The following is a 15,606-nucleotide window of genomic DNA, read 5'->3' as shown; positions in this document are numbered from 1 at the left end:
GCAGGGCGCAGCCCTTTACCATCCGATGCGGCTGGAGCGGTCCTCACGGAAGCCAGATGCGCCGGCAAGACTTGGACAATAGCAGCAATGCCCTGCAGCGTTGCAGCGGCAAAGTCTCCGGGAAAGGAGGGGCCCCCGAACTCCTGGACATGAAGCCGATAACGCTTGCCTCGAAGGTGAAGGCACTCGGCATTGTCTGACGGCTCGGGACATAGGATCGCAAGTGCGGGTTACGGCTGGAGACTTCGCTCCAGCCCCGCACGTAAAGTAATCCAAACGCAAAACACCCGCAGCTTGTCGCTACGGGTGTTTTTCAATAATGATGATTTGGTTGCGGGGCCTGAGTGCACTAGACTTGTAAAATCGGCCGCCTTGAACGGATGCGAATCTAATACCCTATCCCCGCGAGAGGCAGTCGTCATATGCTGCCTTTTGGTATTTAATCGCAAGACAGATATTTCCACAAATTCATATCCTTAGCGCTTCACGTAATTTGAGATTTGGCACTTAATTTGAGATTCATCACGATATTCATTACGAACATCTCGCTCGCGATACCTTTACAAATCTCGACGATTACAGAAGGTTGTCTAGCTATATCGTCGTGCCGGACCGGGATTCACGTCACGCTAGTCTCATTTTAAATGCTCAACCTTGGATGAACGGCCGCATTCTCACGATTAGGTGCCAAACGACACGCAGGGCCCCGGCTAGCTGAAAACCTTTCTATGCAACGGCATGGGCCATTGCCAGGGCCGTCTTTGCGGCTTGACCGTGACCGATATTTTGGCGCAGCAGCTTGGACAATCGCCCGCAAAGATCGGCTATTTTCATCTGCGCAATCACGTCAAGCCAATCACGCTCGGCGCCCTTGCCGCGCTCAAGGGCGAAGGCGAAACCACGCGTCTGTTTTGACCACCATTCGACCTCTTATCTAATAGAGAATTGCCATGATCGAACGCTTCGAAACCGGATCGCCCATGAGCCGCATCGTCATTCATGCGGGCGTCGTCTATCTGTCTGGCCTTACCGCCAGACGCGGCAAGTCGTGGCGAAAGCGGAACAGACGCTCGGTCCGGCCGGAACCGACAAGGCGCGTTTGCTGACCGCCGCCCTCTGGCTGCGCGACATCGCCGACTTCGATGCGATGAACGATATCTGGGACGGCTGGATAGCCCCCCAGAAACCGCCCGCGTGCACCTCCTGCGAATGCCGTCTTGCCAATCGCGACATTCTGGTCGAGATCACGTTTACCACTGCGCAATGATGCTGGCGTGTGGTGTCGCTGCTGCGAAAGAAGAACGATCCCAAGTTTCTCTTCGTTTTGACATTTCAAGATTGGCATGCGGCCGGCGTCATTCCGGCGAACATCCGCTACTACCTGCATTCCATGAGGATGCGACCAGCGACGATATCCGATCGCACGCCACTAGATGATAGGTTCGCGGATCAAGAATTTGCACCTCTGTTGACATCGCAGCCATAACACTGTCAATTGTTGACAGTTTACGTGTTGTGAACTTTAACGATCGGGGCGAAGCCATCCATATGTCACAAACCAATCGTTCCGCTCACATCCTCATCGCCGGAGGTGGAATTGGAGGCATGTCGGCGGCTCTCGGGCTGTTGCGCGCGGGGTTCAAGGTCAGTCTCTTTGAGCAGGCACCCGCTCTTGGCGAGGTCGGCGCAGGCTTGACTGTCCAGCCAAGCGCGACAAGAGCCATGGACTTCCTTGGGCTCGGCAAGGAACTGAGGGAACTCGCCGATCTCTCGCTTAATCCGATCGTCTACCACTACAAGACCGGTGAGGCGATGTCGGAGTTCATGGGCGCCGGACAGACCGTTGATGAAAACGGCGTCAGTTGGTTTCATCGAATCCACCGCGCCGACTTCCAAAGCATGCTGGAGCGTGCCATCCGGGAGGTCAGCACGGACACGATCCATCTTGGCTCACGGGTTGCCCGTGTGGAGCAGGACGATCACGGCGCATCGGTCATGCTCGAGAACGGCGCCGAGGTTAGAGGCGATATCATCATCGGCGCCGACGGGGTCCGCTCGCCGATCCGCGGCCAGTTGTTCGACGAGGCGCCGCCACAATTTCGAGGGCAGGTCGCCTACCGCTTTCTAGTTCCGATGGAACGCGTGCGCGACATTCTTGGTGGACGGCCGGCCGGCACCTATATCGGTCCCGGCTGCATCTTCAACCGCTACCCGGTGCGCCACGACACGATCCTCAACTGTGTCGGCATCGTCAAGACTGACGGCTGGAAAGACGAAGGCTGGTCGACACCTGCGACACGTGAGGAGTTGCACGGCCAGTATGCGGGCTGGCATGAAAGCCTGACCGGGTTGATCGAACACGCACCGAGCGAGAACCTGATCAAATGGGCGCTCTATGACCGGGAGCCGCTGACGCAGTGGACGAATGGCCGGGTCACGCTGCTCGGCGATGCCGCTCACCCCATCCTTCCCTTTCTCGGCCTTGCCGGCGCGATGGCGATCGAAGACGCTGTGGTCTTGGCACGGGCATGCGCCGCCTCCCCGGATGACCTTCAGGCAGCCCTTCATACGTACGAAAAAATCCGCCTGCCGCGGACCACGGATATCCTGATCAATTCCCGGCTACAGGGTGAGCTTTACCAGGATCCCGACACCGACTCCTTTCTCAGCAAGAAGCGTCCTCATACCAATCCCGAACTCTATGGCTACGACCCGGCCACCGTCGCGTTATGAGATCGGTGGCCGCTGATGTGCGAACCTGATCCGTCACCCTCATCGGCACGTGTCCTGCGATTGCGGGTCAACGGCAATCGGCACCTTACGACGGCGGATGGGAGGGCCACTCTTCTGGATGTTCTGCGCGAACGCCTGCATCTGGTCGGCACGAAAAAGGGCTGTGATCATGGGCAATGCGGTGCCTGCACCGTGCTTTCCGATGGGCGCCGCGTTCTATCGTGCCTGACCCTTGCCGCACAGGCCGAGCGGCATGAGATCACAACGATCGAGGGCGCCGGATCACATGACATCGGCTGCGCCGTTCAGGCCGCATTTCTGGAGGAGGACGCATTCCAATGCGGATTCTGTACGCCCGGCCAGATCATGTCCGCAATCGCCTGCGTGATCGAGGGGAAGACCACAACCGACAATGAAATTTGCGAGGCAATGTCCGGCAACCTCTGCCGCTGCGGCGCATATCCCAATATCGTCGCGGCAATCCGGCGCGTGTCCCGGGAAAGCCGATGAGGGATTTCTCATACCAGGTAGCCGGATCGATCGCCGAGGCCAAGACATTGGCCACACAGCCTGAGACCATGCTTCTAGCCGGCGGTACGACACTGGTCGATCTTGCCAAATGCAATGTCGAGCGGCCGGCGGTGGTCGTCGATATCACCGCCCTCCCCGGCATGACCGACATCGAACTGCAAGCATCCCGGATCAGGATCGGCGCTCTTGCGAAAATGTCGGACGTCGCCCGGCATCCGCTTGTCGCGAGGCATCTGCCGGCCCTCACGGCATCTCTCGATCTTGCCGCCTCGGCGCAGATCCGCAACATGGCATCGATCGGCGGCAACCTGCTGCAGCGAACCCGATGCGCCTATTTCCGTGACCCAGCTGCGTTTGTTTGCTGCAACAAGCGACGACCGGGTTCCGGCTGCGCCGCTCTGGGTGGCGTCACTCATAACCACGCAATACTGGGGACGAGCCCGTCTTGCATCGCCACCTATGCAGGCGACATGGCCATTGCCCTGACCGCACTGTCGGCGACCATCCATCTCGACAGCCGCGATGTCGAAATCGTTGATTTGTTTCTTTGCCCGCTTGCCAATCCTGAGCGGGAAACGGTGCTTGAAGCCGGCGAACTGATCGTTGCCATTTCGGTACCGGTCAGTTCGGCTGCGAGAAACTCCCGCTACCTGAAGGTTCGCGATCGCCAGTCCTATGAATTCGCCGCAGCCAGCGCCGCGGTGGCGCTTGCAATCGACGATAGGGACGGCAGTGTGCGGGAGATCCGCGTTGCCGTCGGCGGCGTAGCCACCAGGCCGTGGCGTCTCTTCGCGGTGGAGGCTGCACTCGCGGGGCGTATCCTGACGCATAACGCAGTTCGGGAAGCCGCAACACTTGCAGCCGTCGGCGCCTTCACCACTGAGGATAATCGGCACAAGCCCCGGCTGCTTTGCAACGTCGTGGAGCGCGCCATCATGGAAGCGGCGGGCTTGAGATGAAAATTCATACTGAAGACCGCAAACTGGGCGACGCAGCCGACGGGACGATGCGGCTCGGCCAGTCATTTCAACGGGCGGAAGGCGCGCTGAAGGTGCATGGCGCAGCAACTTACGCCCAGGATTACGTGCTGGAAAACACCGTTCATGCAGTGCTGGTCCAGGCCACAATCGGTGCCGGCGAGGTACTCTCGATCGACGCTACCGCCGCAAACAGCAGACCCGGCGTTCTGTTGATAATGACGGCGGAAACGATCGAGCCGCTCAGTCCCGCAACAGATCCGGTCGGTGGCCCGATGAGGACCGAGCCCTATAATCCTCTGGCTCGCACCGTGCTGTACCACGGCCAGCAGATCGCCGCCGTTGTCGCCGAGACGCGCGAGCAGGCCGAGGAAGCTGCGTCCCTCCTCGCCATCACCTATCGCGAAGCCGACGTCATTGCCGATTTCCACGCAGCCAATGCCGGCGCCGGCATCGCCGTCGCACGCGCCGACCTTGATTGGGGCGATGCGCAGGGAGCGTTCGATGCGGCCGAGATCAAGATCGAGCAGACCTACCAGACGCCGCGCGAATACAACGTGCCGCTTGAGCCGCATGCGGTCATTGCTGATTGGCAAGGTGACCAGCTGACGATCCATGAGCCCAGCCAGTGGGTGGATGGCATGGCCAGAACCTATGCGGAATGGTTCGGTCTACCCTTCGAAAAGGTTCGGCTGATTTCTCCCTATGTCGGCGGCGGCTTCGGCTGCAAGGTATTTGCGATGCCGCATGGCGCAATTGCCGCCATGGCCGCGCGCGCGATTGGCCGGCCGGTAAAACTGGCGGTCACCCGCGCGCAGACATTTACCGCCTTTGGCGGTCGCGCCGCCACCTGGCAGACACTCAAGCTCGGCGCCGACAAGACTGGCAAGCTCGTCTCGATTCTCCAGACTGGCGCCAGCGAGACCGCGATGGACAGCATCAGACTGGAGCAACTCAATCAGGCAACAGCGGTAATGTGGGGCGTCGACAATTTTCATTCGCGGCAAAACGCCGTTCCGGTTCACACAGTGCTTCCAGGCGCGTTGCGGGCTCCGGGCAAGAATCCAAGCGCGTTCGGGCTCGAATGCGCGATGGATGAATTGGCCTACGCGACCAATATCGACCCGCTGCAATTGCGACTGATCAACGAGGCCGAGAAGAACCCGCAGACCGGCGAACCCTGGTCGTCGCGAAAAATGCGCGATGCCTTGGCGGAAGGCGCTAGAGCTTTCGGCTGGGACCGCCGCCCGATGGCACCCAGATCGATGCGGAACGGACATGAACTCATTGGCTGGGGCCTCGCGTGCGGAACATTTCCAGCGCGTCATACGCCAGCCGAAGCGACTATACGCATCCTCGCAGACGGCTCTGCCGAAGTGTTATCCAGCGCCATTGATATGGGCACCGGCACCTATACCGTCCTGGCGCAGGTTGCCGCCGATGCGCTTGGCATCGCCATCGACGACATCACGGTCAGGCTCGGCGACAGCATCCTGCCCCGCGCGCCCATTGCTGGAAACTCGCAGATCGCCAGCCTGATGGCGGGCGTCGTGCACAAGGCGTCAATCGCAGCCAAGGAACGGCTGATCGAAATCGCCCTGACGGCAAAAGGGTCTGCTTTCGCGGGATTGCAGGCAAATACGCTTGAGGTCCGGGACGGACGGGTTTCTTCGGCAATGGCGCCGCAGGAGACCATTCCAGTTTACGAGATCCTGCGCTCTACCGGGACCGAAATCATCGAGGTCACGCGCGATACTTTCCCGACAGATGTATCGGCTGCAGACCGATACAGATCCTACACGACAACAACGGGGATGCAGGCACCGCCAAACGGCGGCTATTCGGTCTATTCCTGGTGTGCCCATTTCATCGAGGTCCGGGTCGATGAGGATTTCGGCACTGTGCGCGTCTGCCGTGTCGTGTCTGCTCTGGACTGCGGGAGGCTCTACAATCCGAAACTATCGGAAAGCCAGTGGCGCGGCGGTATCATCATGGGAATTGGCCAGGCGCTTCTTGAGGCCGGCAATGTCGATCCTCGCAACGGCCGCGTCATCAACAACAGTCTCGGCGACTACCTGATCGCCACCAATGCCGACATCCCCTCGATCGAGACAATCTCTGTCGGCGTTGAGGATTACAGGGCCTCGGAAATGGGTGGCAAGCCGGTCGGAGAAATCAGCATCGTCGGAGTTGCCGCCGCGATCTCGAATGCGGTTTTCCATGCGACGGGGAAACGGTTCCGAAGGCTTCCGCTCAATATAGCCGAAATTCTGGACTGAGTTCGGTCTGGAAGACGGGAGAAGGCGGCACTTCCGTGCCGCCTTCTGTGGTTTGCTTACTTGAAATCGTACAAACGCACGACACCATCGGGGAATGGCTTATAGCTGATCGTCTTCTTGATGCCGAAAATCTGCAGCTGATCGTAAAGCGGCAGGTAGTAGCGGTTCTTGCTCGCTTGGGCGAAGATCTCGCTGATGGTCTTCTGCTGGGTCGGCAGATCCACTTCTGTGCGCTGTCTCTTGACCAGAACGTCGCTAGCCGGATCGACCTTGTAGGCGTGTGAACCTTGCTCGTAAAGGGTCTGAAGGACCGTCTCCGCGTGATACTGCGACGAGCCGAAGGCGAAGAAACTTATGCCGTCGAACTTGGCCTGAAGCCACAGCGGAAAGAACGCGGTGAATTCCATTGGCTTCAGCTCGACCTTCAATCCCGCCGCCGTCATATAACCTGCAATGGCCTGCGCGACCTCGTTTGCCATCACGAAGTTGTTGTTGGGATATTGGAGCGGAATAACCTCGCCCTTGTAGCCGGATTCCTTGACCAGCTTCTTGGCAGCCTCGGGATCGTAGGCGGTCGGCTTGAATGAGGGGTCGTATCCGACATTGCTCGGCGGCACCATGATGCCGGTCGACTTGCCGACGCCTCTCAGCAGCTTGTTGGCGATACTGTCCCGGTCGATTGCCTTGTCCACGGCCTCGCGGATCAGCGGATTGTCGAGCGGCGGCTTGTTGACGTTAAACGTAAGGTAATTGACGCGAAAGCCCGGGGCTGTCTCTACCGTCAGCTCAGGCGATGCCTTCAACTGTGCCATCAGTGACGGTGGCAGCTCGGCGACGAGATCGACCTCACCGGACAGGAGCGCCGTGGCGCGGCTGGCTTCTGCGGGGATTGGCCGGAACACGCCCTTTTTGATAGCAGGAGCACCGCGCCAGTAACTCTCGTTGGCTTCAAGAACCATGCGGTCGTCCTTGACCCACTCGACGAGCTTGTAAGGGCCTGTACCGATCGGCTTCTTGGCATAGGCATCCGGGCCGGCTTTGTCGAAATAGGCCTTCGACATGATGTATGTGTAGCTGATCTGGCGATTGAAGATTGCATAGGGCTGCACCAGCGTGAACTTGACGGTGTAGTCGTCAATCTTTTCGACGGTCTTCACGATCTTCAGGAATTGGCGCAGTGGCGTCGTGTTGTCCGCCAGGACCTTTTCAACGGTAAACACCACGTCACTGGCGGTAAGATCGCCACCATCGTGGAATTTTACGCCCTTGCGCAGCTTGAAGGTCCACTCCAGAAGGTCAGGACTGTAGCTCCAGCTTTCAGCAAGACGCGGATTGACGCTGCCGTCGCGCTTGATCTCGGTTAAGGCATCGAACACGTTGATGCGGTAGTTGGTGCCAAGCGGAGACGTGTCCTTGCTTGGGTCAAGCGCCGGAAAATCTCCCGACAGGCCAACGGTCAAGGTTTGCGGCGCCGCCGCCAACGCCGGCACGGTCAGCAGCAACGCTGCCAGTGACGCGGCTCCAGCCGTTTGGACTATGCGTTCAAAATAGGTCATCAAATTCTCCCGGAGAGTGGCGATAAGTCGCGTTATGACCGAGAACTGGCGAGCGCCGATCTAATAGTAAGGAAATGAGACCAACGTTCAGGATGTCGCTTATCCGCGACTTTTCCTTTGTTCCCCAATGCTTTGGATGTCTATACATCCACCTGGGAAGCTAAATAGAGAACTGCAGACTGTCAACAGTTGCCTTCTTACATCTTGAGAGTTGTGCCGTCAAAGCACGCGCGTATTCGCGGAGTCCGGCAGTAGCTTCAAGCAAAGTTAAGCTTGCGATGCACGTAGCGACCGCTTCCAACCCTATCATCTGCCAACGCCCGGTTCTTGAGCGCGAACTGTCCGCGCACCAGGGTATGTTCGACGCTTCCTGTGAACACCTTGCCTTCGTAGATCGAATAGCCGGCAGCGCTTTTGACGTCTTCCCGTTTCAGCGTCCAGCGAGCGTCGAGATCCACCAGCGCAAGATCCGCATCCAGGCCTGGGGCAATCCTTCCCTTGGCGTGGTCCAGCCCCATCAGCCTTGCAGGATTGGACGAAGTCAGCTCGGCGATACGCTCCAGAGACAGGCCCCGGTCGTGAAAGCCGTCCGTCAACAGAACCGGCAGGAGGGTTTCGAGACCCGGACATCCCGGCGAGGCCGACCAGATATCTGCGGCTTTGGAGGAAATGTCGCGATGCACATGATCGGTCCCGACGGTATCGATCTCGCCGTTCAGCAACCCCTGCCAGAGCCGTTCGGAGTCACTGCGCTCGCGCAGAGGCGGATTGATCTTGCCCATGCGCCCGCCTGACCAGGTTACGTCATGCGTCAGATAATGCGGACACGTTTCGAAATAGACCTTTGCGCCGCGGGCCCGATGCATGAGCCCGAGTTCAAGAGCTTCTTTCGATGACGTATGCACCACATAGAGCGGTGAACCCGCCTGCTGGGCAAGATAGGCCGAACGCTGAACTGCGTCCGCCTCAACAAATGGTGGCCGTGAGGCGTTCCAAAGGGCCAGATCGCCGAGCCCTCCGCTATCGGTCTTCAACCGGTCGCGCAGAACCCAGGCGACTTCAATATTCTCCGGATGCGGGCAGACCATACCGCCGTTCTCGGCCGCGAGCTCGCAAAGGCGAAACAAGAAGGCGTCATCGATATCAGGCAGGCCGAGACGCTTGCCCTCACCACCGCGGTTGTTCATGAAAATCTTGAAGGTCGGCGCACCCATTTCAGCCGCGTAACGGGGAACAGCCGCAAGTTGCTCCGGCGTCGAGATGATAAAGTGGTAACCGAAATCGATGCGCGCACCGCCTTCGGTAACGCCTACGACCTCTTCAAAAACGTCTTCAAACGGCTCGGTTGCCAGAAGATACGGGATGAAGCAGGTGATGCCGCCTGCCGCGGCCGCAGCCGTCTCGCGATCGGCATCCTGCGGCTCGCGAGGCCTCGAAATATCGCCGCCATGACCGAGATGCAGATGCGGATCGATCAGTCCCGGCAAGATTACCAGACCTTGAGCAGACAGGGTCTCTGTGGCTTCCAGCGCAGTGCCCGGCTCCAGAATGGCAGCAATCTTGCCACCGGAGATGGCGATATCGCAGCGTGTCCTGCCCTTTTCCGGCAGGATTGCCTCACCGTCTCTGATTACCAGGTCACACGTTGTCATGATGAACTCGCTACTTGTTAAAAGACCAGGCCGGCAGACGGGTCAGATGGCGCGGAGCTTATCGACAATCTCGTCCGTCGAACCGACATCGGCATATTTTGCCGCCATATCGAACAGATTGACCGCATGCGAAGTGGGCGAACGGTCATAAACTGCATCGTGCGGGACAAGGGCTCGGAAATTGTAGGCGAAGGCGTCTACGACAGACCCACGGACACAGCCGCTGGTCGAACACCCCGTGACGACGACAGTGTCGGCCTGGGCGTTGATCAAGTAGCTCGCAAGCGGCGTGCCGAAGAATGCGCTTGGATGTTTCTTGGGCAGCAGGATGTCGCCCTCGACCGGTGCGATATCCTCGACGAAGTCATATCCCGTAGCCGGGATGCCCATGATGCTCGGCACCTTCTCCGAGAGACGACCGGCGTCGAAGGAGAGCTTTGGTGCGACATGCGGATACATCACCGGCCAGCCCTTGGCACGGAAAAGGTCCAGCAGCACCCGAATGCGGTGCACGGCAGCCCAGGCGACGTCACCGCAGGACGTCGCATATTCCTTGATCGCCTCGGACATCGGCATTGGATGCGAGCCGACGGTTCGGTATTGCACGTCAATGATGAGGAGGGCCGGACGTTTTCCGATCCCCGACGGACTGCCGAACCCTACCGCCTTGTAGGCCGCCTGTTCCTCTTCGCTGACGATCCCATCCCAAGGATAACTCATTCGGCCGCTCCCTTGATTCGGCTTGCGCTATATTGTTCCTCTAACGCATCCCAGGTGTGTTTTGCCACGACGCGCTGGCGTTCGTCGAAAGATGCAAGACGATGCGCCACAGCATCCAGCGACCCGTCGCGCTTCAGCGCCCCCAGCACCTCGTAGTGGGCCCGGACTGATGCCTGCAAAGCGGCGTTGGCATAAAGGACGATCGAGAAACCCATCTCCGAGAGGCGTGCATTGCCGGGATCCGGTGTCTTGCCGCCGAAGACTATGTTGGCGACCTGTGGCGTCTTCAGTTCGTGCGTGATCTTGGCGAGTTCTTCGAACGATCGCGGTGCTTCGACAAAGGTCAGATCCGCACCGACTTCGGCAAACGCTTGCGCACGCTCGATTGCCCGGTCCAGACCCTCGATTGCAGCCGCATCGGTGCGGGCGATAATCTGCAGGTCGGGGTCGGTGCGGGTGTCGAGAGCCGCCTTGAGCTTGTCCAGCATCTCGCTTAGCGGCACCACGCCCTTGCCCGAAAAATGACCGCATTTCTTCGGGAAAACCTGATCCTCGATCTGGAGCCCCGCGGCCCCGGCGCGCTCCAGCATCTTGACGGTACGCACCATATTCAGCGGATTGCCGAAGCCGGTATCCGCGTCAACGATGATGGGCAGATCGACTGCATCGGCAATCATCGCCGTCATTGCGGTCACTTCCGTAATCGTCGTGAGGCCTATATCCGGCACACCCAGGGACGTGTTCGCAAAGCCAGCGCCAGTGAGATACACGACCTCAAAGCCAAGATCTTCGATCACCCGCGCGCTCAACGCGTTTGCGGCACCGGGCACGATAACCGCGTCACGGCGCGCCACGATCCGTTTGAGTTGTGTGGCTTTTGACATCCGTATTCTCATCCTTAAAGGTCGTAGGTAAAAGTGAGCATAGCCACTCACCGTTAACTGTCAACAGTCTACAAAGATTCGCGTTCAGCACAATGCGGGCGTTGGGCGACGAACCTAGGCCCACCTCCCAATCAACGCCTGTGCATTCCGACGCGAGTGGCATGTTCACTGCGATGTCACAAAATTCGAACGGCCAACTGTTGACAGTTATGCGTTAATGGCCAAACTGGCACCTGTCAATGAGAGCCGGTGAGTGCAGATGAGCGAAAAAAGAGCCTACGAATTCAATAGTTCCAACACCCGCGACGGCTATGGCGCCATCGATATCGTCACCAATTTTTACACACCCCGCGTAATCGCTGAAAAGCGGGTGCCTACGGACGAGAACTTTCGCGATCAGGTCCGCATGGAAGAGTCTCATCGCAAGGGCATGACCCCGGAACAATACATAGAGAAGATGGACCGTGCGGGGATCGAACGCTCGCTGCTGATTGCCACGCGCTGCGGCGATCGCCGCATGAGCACGTCAACAGAAATACCCTACGAGTATGTCTACGAGGCCTGCCAGGAGCACCCACACCGCTATTCAGGGCTTGCTGGGATCGACCCCCTGCGCGGCATTGCCGGGCTCAAGGAACTCGACAAGGCAGTGCACGAATACGGCTTCGTTGGTGCGCATCTCTATCCCCACTGGTTCGGCCAGTCGCCGGACGCAGCGATCTACTATCCCTATTACGCCCGATGTGCCGAACTGGGCATCCCGATCATGATGCAGGTCGGCCACTGCCTCGTCTACCGGGACGACAACCGGCTCGCCACCGTTGCAAGACCAATGGCGCTGGACAGGATCGCCATCGATTTTCCGGAATTGACGATCATCGGGATCCATCTCGGGTATCCATGGACCGAGGAAATGATCAGCGTTGCAACCAAGCACAGAAACGTCTTCATGTGCGGCGACGCCTACGCTCCCAAACACTGGGGCGCCTCCGCCGTGCATTTCGCCAACACGTTCGGTCAGGACAAATTCCTGTTCGGTACGGACTGGTGGGTGATCGATCCGGAACGCGCGATGAAGGAAATTCACGAGTTCGACATGCGCCCGGTTTCCAAGCGCAAGCTTCTTCGTGACAATGCCATCAAAGTGTTCAATCTACCCGGCTAGGATTTAGGGACAAGCGCGAGGCAAGGCGTCGCGCTTGTCCTTGTCAGGCCGTCTTTTGCGTCGGCTCTATGGCGACTGACGCCAGCGAACTGAACCGCGCATTGCGCAGGTGCGTTCGCATCGCCGCTTCCGCCTTGTCCGGATCGCGACTTTCCAAAGCTTCGACGATCAGGTGGTGTTCCTTGAGTGCCGCCTGAGCTCGGCCAGGCTGGGCGCTCGACTTGCGGCGATGGATCCGCAGCTGATAATAGATTTCATCCATCAACAGCCGTTCGATGCGCTCACACTGGGCGCTGTGGATGATGGCGAAGTGAAAATCCTCGTCCCGTGACCGCTGTACATAGGCTTCTCCGGCCGCCAGTTCTGGCTGGTGCGCGTGATTTTCAAGCAGTTCGCGTAGATCCTTGAGTTGCCTTGACGTCATCCGCTCGGCAGCGAGACGCGCGGACATGCCTTCCAGGGCTTCGCGCGTCAGAAACAGGGATTCGAGATCCTCCTTGGTGAAGGAGATAACCCGCACTCCAATCCGCGGTGTCCGCTTGACCAGCTTGCCTTCCAGCCGCCCGAGCGCTTCGCGCAGCGGGCCTCTGCTGATGCCGAGATTGCGAGCCAGTTCCGCTTCGGAAATCCGCTGGCCGGGATCAAACTCGCCGGACGTGATCGCTTCGACGACCTTATCGAAGGCCTCGGAACTCAAAGACGATGTGACTATGGGCTTAATCGTTGACAAACCATGCTCCTCAGATGCGCAGAAGCGACACATCCGGCGTGATTTCCGAAGGTATAGCGGCGTTGACTGTCAACATAATATTGTTCGACGCTCCGCTCAACTGAAATCGCCGGTGGTGCAGGCCTCCCCACATACACGTTGCCTCCACAAGACGTTGAATTTGCTTTCAAACATGGATTTAAGCCTTACTTCACTGCGAACGAGTGGCGTTCGCTGGCAAGCGCCCTGATCCGTGCTTCTGCCGCATCGATGCTGTTCATGTAGGCTTGGCTGTCGTGGCCCTTCAAAGCCCGCAATCCCTCTGAAATCAACCGCGCTGGTTGAAGAGTGAGCTCGCGCATCAAATCCATCAGCGCCTCATCGAGTTCCGCACGCGGTACGCAATGGGATATCATCCCGATTTCCAGAGCCTTCGCGGCGGATATCGGCAGACCGCTCAGGGCGAGCGATGTAAGCGCCATTCTCGAGACCCTGTTGTCGAAGCCGGCAAGAACGACGTACGGAAACAGGCCGAGCTTGATTTCCGGAAGACAGAACCGCACGTCGTCGCAAGCAACTGCCAGGTCACAAGCTGCAAGCAACCCTAGACCGCCGGCATAACAGTGGCCGTTGATCCGGCCGATAAGAGGTTTGGACAATAGGCGGCAGCATCGGAGGTAGTCACCGAGCCCTGTCGTCGTGCCTTCCTCAAGGCCCTGCCAGAAGACGTCCTTGGACGAAATGTCCGCGCCCGAACAGAATGAGCGCTCGCCCTCACCCGTCAGCACGATTGCCCTGACGCTTGCTTCGCTGGCTGCCTTTTCGAGAAGATCGACAAGCCGAGAGAAATGCCGTGGCGTCAGCGCATTGCGCTTGTGCTCGCGGCAAATGGAAATCGTCGCGACACCGTTTGATAGGTCGTACCTTACCTCCCCATCGATGTCCGGATCAGATTTCATCTGGCCAGGCGTTGATCGACAATGCGCTTCGGTTTCGCCGGCGAGGTCGGATCGTAGATCTTGTCGCGTTCGACGAGCTCGATCCGCGGGCGGAGGTTGGTCAGCCGCTTCACCTCCTCGACCATCACGTCGGACATGTCGGACGCCCTTCCCTGCGCCGGGGCAAGGCGGATCACAAGTTCGTCCATCGAAAACGGATCAGACGGATTTTCCGAGGCGACGACGATCTGGTATTCGTCGATCCCGTTCATCCGGTCGAATTCTTCCTTGAGGTTGCCGAGATTGACCAAAGCGCCTCGGATTTTGACGATATCACCGGTTCGAGTCGGCTTTGAGGACAGGCGCACCGAAGTACGACCGCAATGTGGGCAACTGTCATGCGTAAGTGACCCCACGTCGCCCATCTTGTAGCGAAGGAACACCGTGCCGCGACGATTGAGATGGCTGAATGCCAGCATGCCACTTTCGCCATCCGCCAGTCTCTTGCCAGTCTCGTCGTCAACGACCTCGTGGTAGAGTTGGTCCGGCAGTGCGCTGTGGAAACCGCTGCCTTCGCAGCATTCAATCATCGTGCCGCCCTGCTCCGTCGAGCCATAGCGGTTGACAATCTGGGTATCGGCGCAGTTGAGATTGCGCATGCGCTCGCGGAAGTCTTCGCGCATCGCCGGAGACGACGCTTCGCCCGTCGTCATGACCATCCGGACGCTGCTGAAATCCGCGCCGGTCTCCTGCGCGCGGATGAGGATCCGGCGGACAAAGCCCGCGACCCCCCAGAGCACCGTGGCGCGATGGCGGGCAATGGCAACGACCGCGGAATCGAGGCTTCGGTTGACGGGAAACATCGAGTCGGTCCGGCCGGTATTGCCGAACATGATTGCAGCGCCGATGGCGCCGGCCTCGTCCGCTGCGCGAGAGAACGCACCCATCGGGAAACCTGTCATCGGAAAAAGGTTGGCGACCCGATCGGCATCGGTAAGCCCGACCAGTTCGCGGCGGTCCTGAAAGGCGAACATATAGGCAAAATGATCATGCGCCGTGACGAAGATCGGCGCCGGCTTCCCCGTGGTCGTTCCGGTGGTGTAGATCACCTTCCAGAGAATGCCTTCGTTCCCGGGCAACCCTTCGGGTCGCAGACGAAAGGCCTCAGGGTCAGCCAGGAACTCCTTCTTTGATGATGGCGGAAGCCGCTTGAGATCGGCGCGGGTACGGATATGGTCCGGCTTTAGACCCTCAGCACGCATCAGCTTGGAATAGTAGGGATGGTGATCGTAGCAAAGCTGCACCATCGTCTGCAAAAGCCGGTCCTGCAGCGCTTCGACTTCCGCCTTCGGCTGGCGCAGGATGTCAGGCAGGGTGAAGCTTGGCGTTTCCGTCGTCATCTTTGCGTCGTCCATTACAGTTGAAGTTGCGATCGGCGTATCGGCGGGATTGAAAGGCGCTA

The 15,606-nt window shown here is 59.0% G+C and carries 14 protein-coding genes; 7 read left to right on the top strand and 7 right to left on the bottom strand.

Features of this window, described 5'->3' with window-relative positions; all coding sequences use genetic code 11:
* Positions 1-714: 714 nt before the first annotated feature.
* The 6 genes from ASF70_RS23875 to ASF70_RS03965 all read left to right on the top strand — a co-directional run bounded on the left by ASF70_RS23875 (position 715) and on the right by ASF70_RS03965 (position 6,520).
* The gene (locus tag ASF70_RS23875; protein WP_274604878.1) at positions 715-915 is read left to right on the top strand and encodes a hypothetical protein; all 201 of its coding nucleotides are present in this window, start codon (positions 715-717) and stop codon (positions 913-915) included.
* Positions 916-1,048: 133 nt separating this feature from the next.
* Positions 1,049-1,267 carry a Rid family hydrolase gene (locus ASF70_RS23480; RefSeq protein ID WP_062577645.1) on the top strand — a complete coding sequence of 73 codons (219 nt, stop codon included), beginning with the start codon at positions 1,049-1,051 and terminating at the stop codon, positions 1,265-1,267.
* 281 nt (positions 1,268-1,548) lie between these two features.
* Complete coding sequence (locus ASF70_RS03980) at positions 1,549-2,733, top strand: FAD-dependent monooxygenase (RefSeq protein WP_082471749.1); 1,185 nt, start codon at positions 1,549-1,551, stop codon at positions 2,731-2,733.
* Between the two features lie 15 nt (positions 2,734-2,748).
* Positions 2,749-3,243, top strand: coding sequence for a (2Fe-2S)-binding protein (locus ASF70_RS03975; RefSeq protein WP_062577640.1), 495 nt, complete (start codon positions 2,749-2,751; stop codon positions 3,241-3,243).
* Positions 3,240-4,223, top strand: a complete 984-nt coding sequence (locus ASF70_RS03970; protein ID WP_062577638.1) for a xanthine dehydrogenase family protein subunit M — start codon at positions 3,240-3,242, stop codon at positions 4,221-4,223. Before ASF70_RS03975 ends, ASF70_RS03970 begins: the two co-directional genes overlap by 4 nt.
* Positions 4,220-6,520, top strand: coding sequence for a xanthine dehydrogenase family protein molybdopterin-binding subunit (locus ASF70_RS03965; protein WP_062577636.1), 2,301 nt, complete (start codon positions 4,220-4,222; stop codon positions 6,518-6,520). The genes ASF70_RS03970 and ASF70_RS03965 overlap by 4 nt, the downstream gene beginning before the upstream one ends.
* A 56-nt stretch (positions 6,521-6,576) precedes the next feature.
* Here ASF70_RS03965 and ASF70_RS03960 read toward each other — a convergent pair whose 3' ends face one another.
* The 4 genes from ASF70_RS03960 to ASF70_RS03945 all read right to left on the bottom strand — a co-directional run bounded on the left by ASF70_RS03960 (position 6,577) and on the right by ASF70_RS03945 (position 11,332).
* On the bottom strand, positions 6,577-8,076 hold the full coding sequence (locus ASF70_RS03960; RefSeq protein WP_062577634.1) for an ABC transporter substrate-binding protein: 1,500 nt from the start codon (positions 8,074-8,076) through the stop codon (positions 6,577-6,579).
* Between the two features lie 257 nt (positions 8,077-8,333).
* Complete coding sequence (locus ASF70_RS03955; protein ID WP_062577632.1) at positions 8,334-9,728, bottom strand: dihydroorotase family protein; 1,395 nt, start codon at positions 9,726-9,728, stop codon at positions 8,334-8,336.
* Between the two features lie 42 nt (positions 9,729-9,770).
* The gene (locus tag ASF70_RS03950; protein WP_062577630.1) at positions 9,771-10,448 is read right to left on the bottom strand and encodes an isochorismatase family protein; all 678 of its coding nucleotides are present in this window, start codon (positions 10,446-10,448) and stop codon (positions 9,771-9,773) included.
* Positions 10,445-11,332, bottom strand: coding sequence for an oxaloacetate decarboxylase (locus tag ASF70_RS03945; RefSeq protein ID WP_062577628.1), 888 nt, complete (start codon positions 11,330-11,332; stop codon positions 10,445-10,447). The genes ASF70_RS03950 and ASF70_RS03945 overlap by 4 nt, the downstream gene beginning before the upstream one ends.
* A gap of 259 nt (positions 11,333-11,591) precedes the next feature.
* On the opposite strand from ASF70_RS03945, the gene ASF70_RS03940 reads away from it, so the two are divergent.
* The gene (locus tag ASF70_RS03940; RefSeq protein WP_062577626.1) at positions 11,592-12,497 is read left to right on the top strand and encodes an amidohydrolase family protein; all 906 of its coding nucleotides are present in this window, start codon (positions 11,592-11,594) and stop codon (positions 12,495-12,497) included.
* A gap of 43 nt (positions 12,498-12,540) precedes the next feature.
* On the opposite strand, the gene ASF70_RS03935 is transcribed toward ASF70_RS03940, so the two are convergent.
* The 3 genes from ASF70_RS03935 to ASF70_RS03925 all read right to left on the bottom strand — a co-directional run bounded on the left by ASF70_RS03935 (position 12,541) and on the right by ASF70_RS03925 (position 15,544).
* Positions 12,541-13,227 carry a GntR family transcriptional regulator gene (locus ASF70_RS03935; RefSeq protein WP_082471747.1) on the bottom strand — a complete coding sequence of 229 codons (687 nt, stop codon included), beginning with the start codon at positions 13,225-13,227 and terminating at the stop codon, positions 12,541-12,543.
* A 185-nt stretch (positions 13,228-13,412) separates the two neighbouring features.
* Positions 13,413-14,165, bottom strand: coding sequence for an enoyl-CoA hydratase-related protein (locus ASF70_RS03930; RefSeq protein WP_062577622.1), 753 nt, complete (start codon positions 14,163-14,165; stop codon positions 13,413-13,415).
* A complete protein-coding gene (locus ASF70_RS03925; RefSeq protein ID WP_162237946.1) occupies positions 14,162-15,544 on the bottom strand; it encodes an AMP-binding protein in 1,383 nt (460 codons plus the stop codon). The genes ASF70_RS03930 and ASF70_RS03925 overlap by 4 nt, the downstream gene beginning before the upstream one ends.
* Positions 15,545-15,606 lie beyond the last annotated feature (62 nt).

The organism is Rhizobium sp. Leaf321 (assembly GCF_001423215.1).
In the GTDB taxonomy this organism is placed as follows: domain Bacteria; phylum Pseudomonadota; class Alphaproteobacteria; order Rhizobiales; family Rhizobiaceae; genus Neorhizobium; species Neorhizobium soli.
This window is presented reverse-complemented; position numbering and strand designations above follow the sequence as displayed.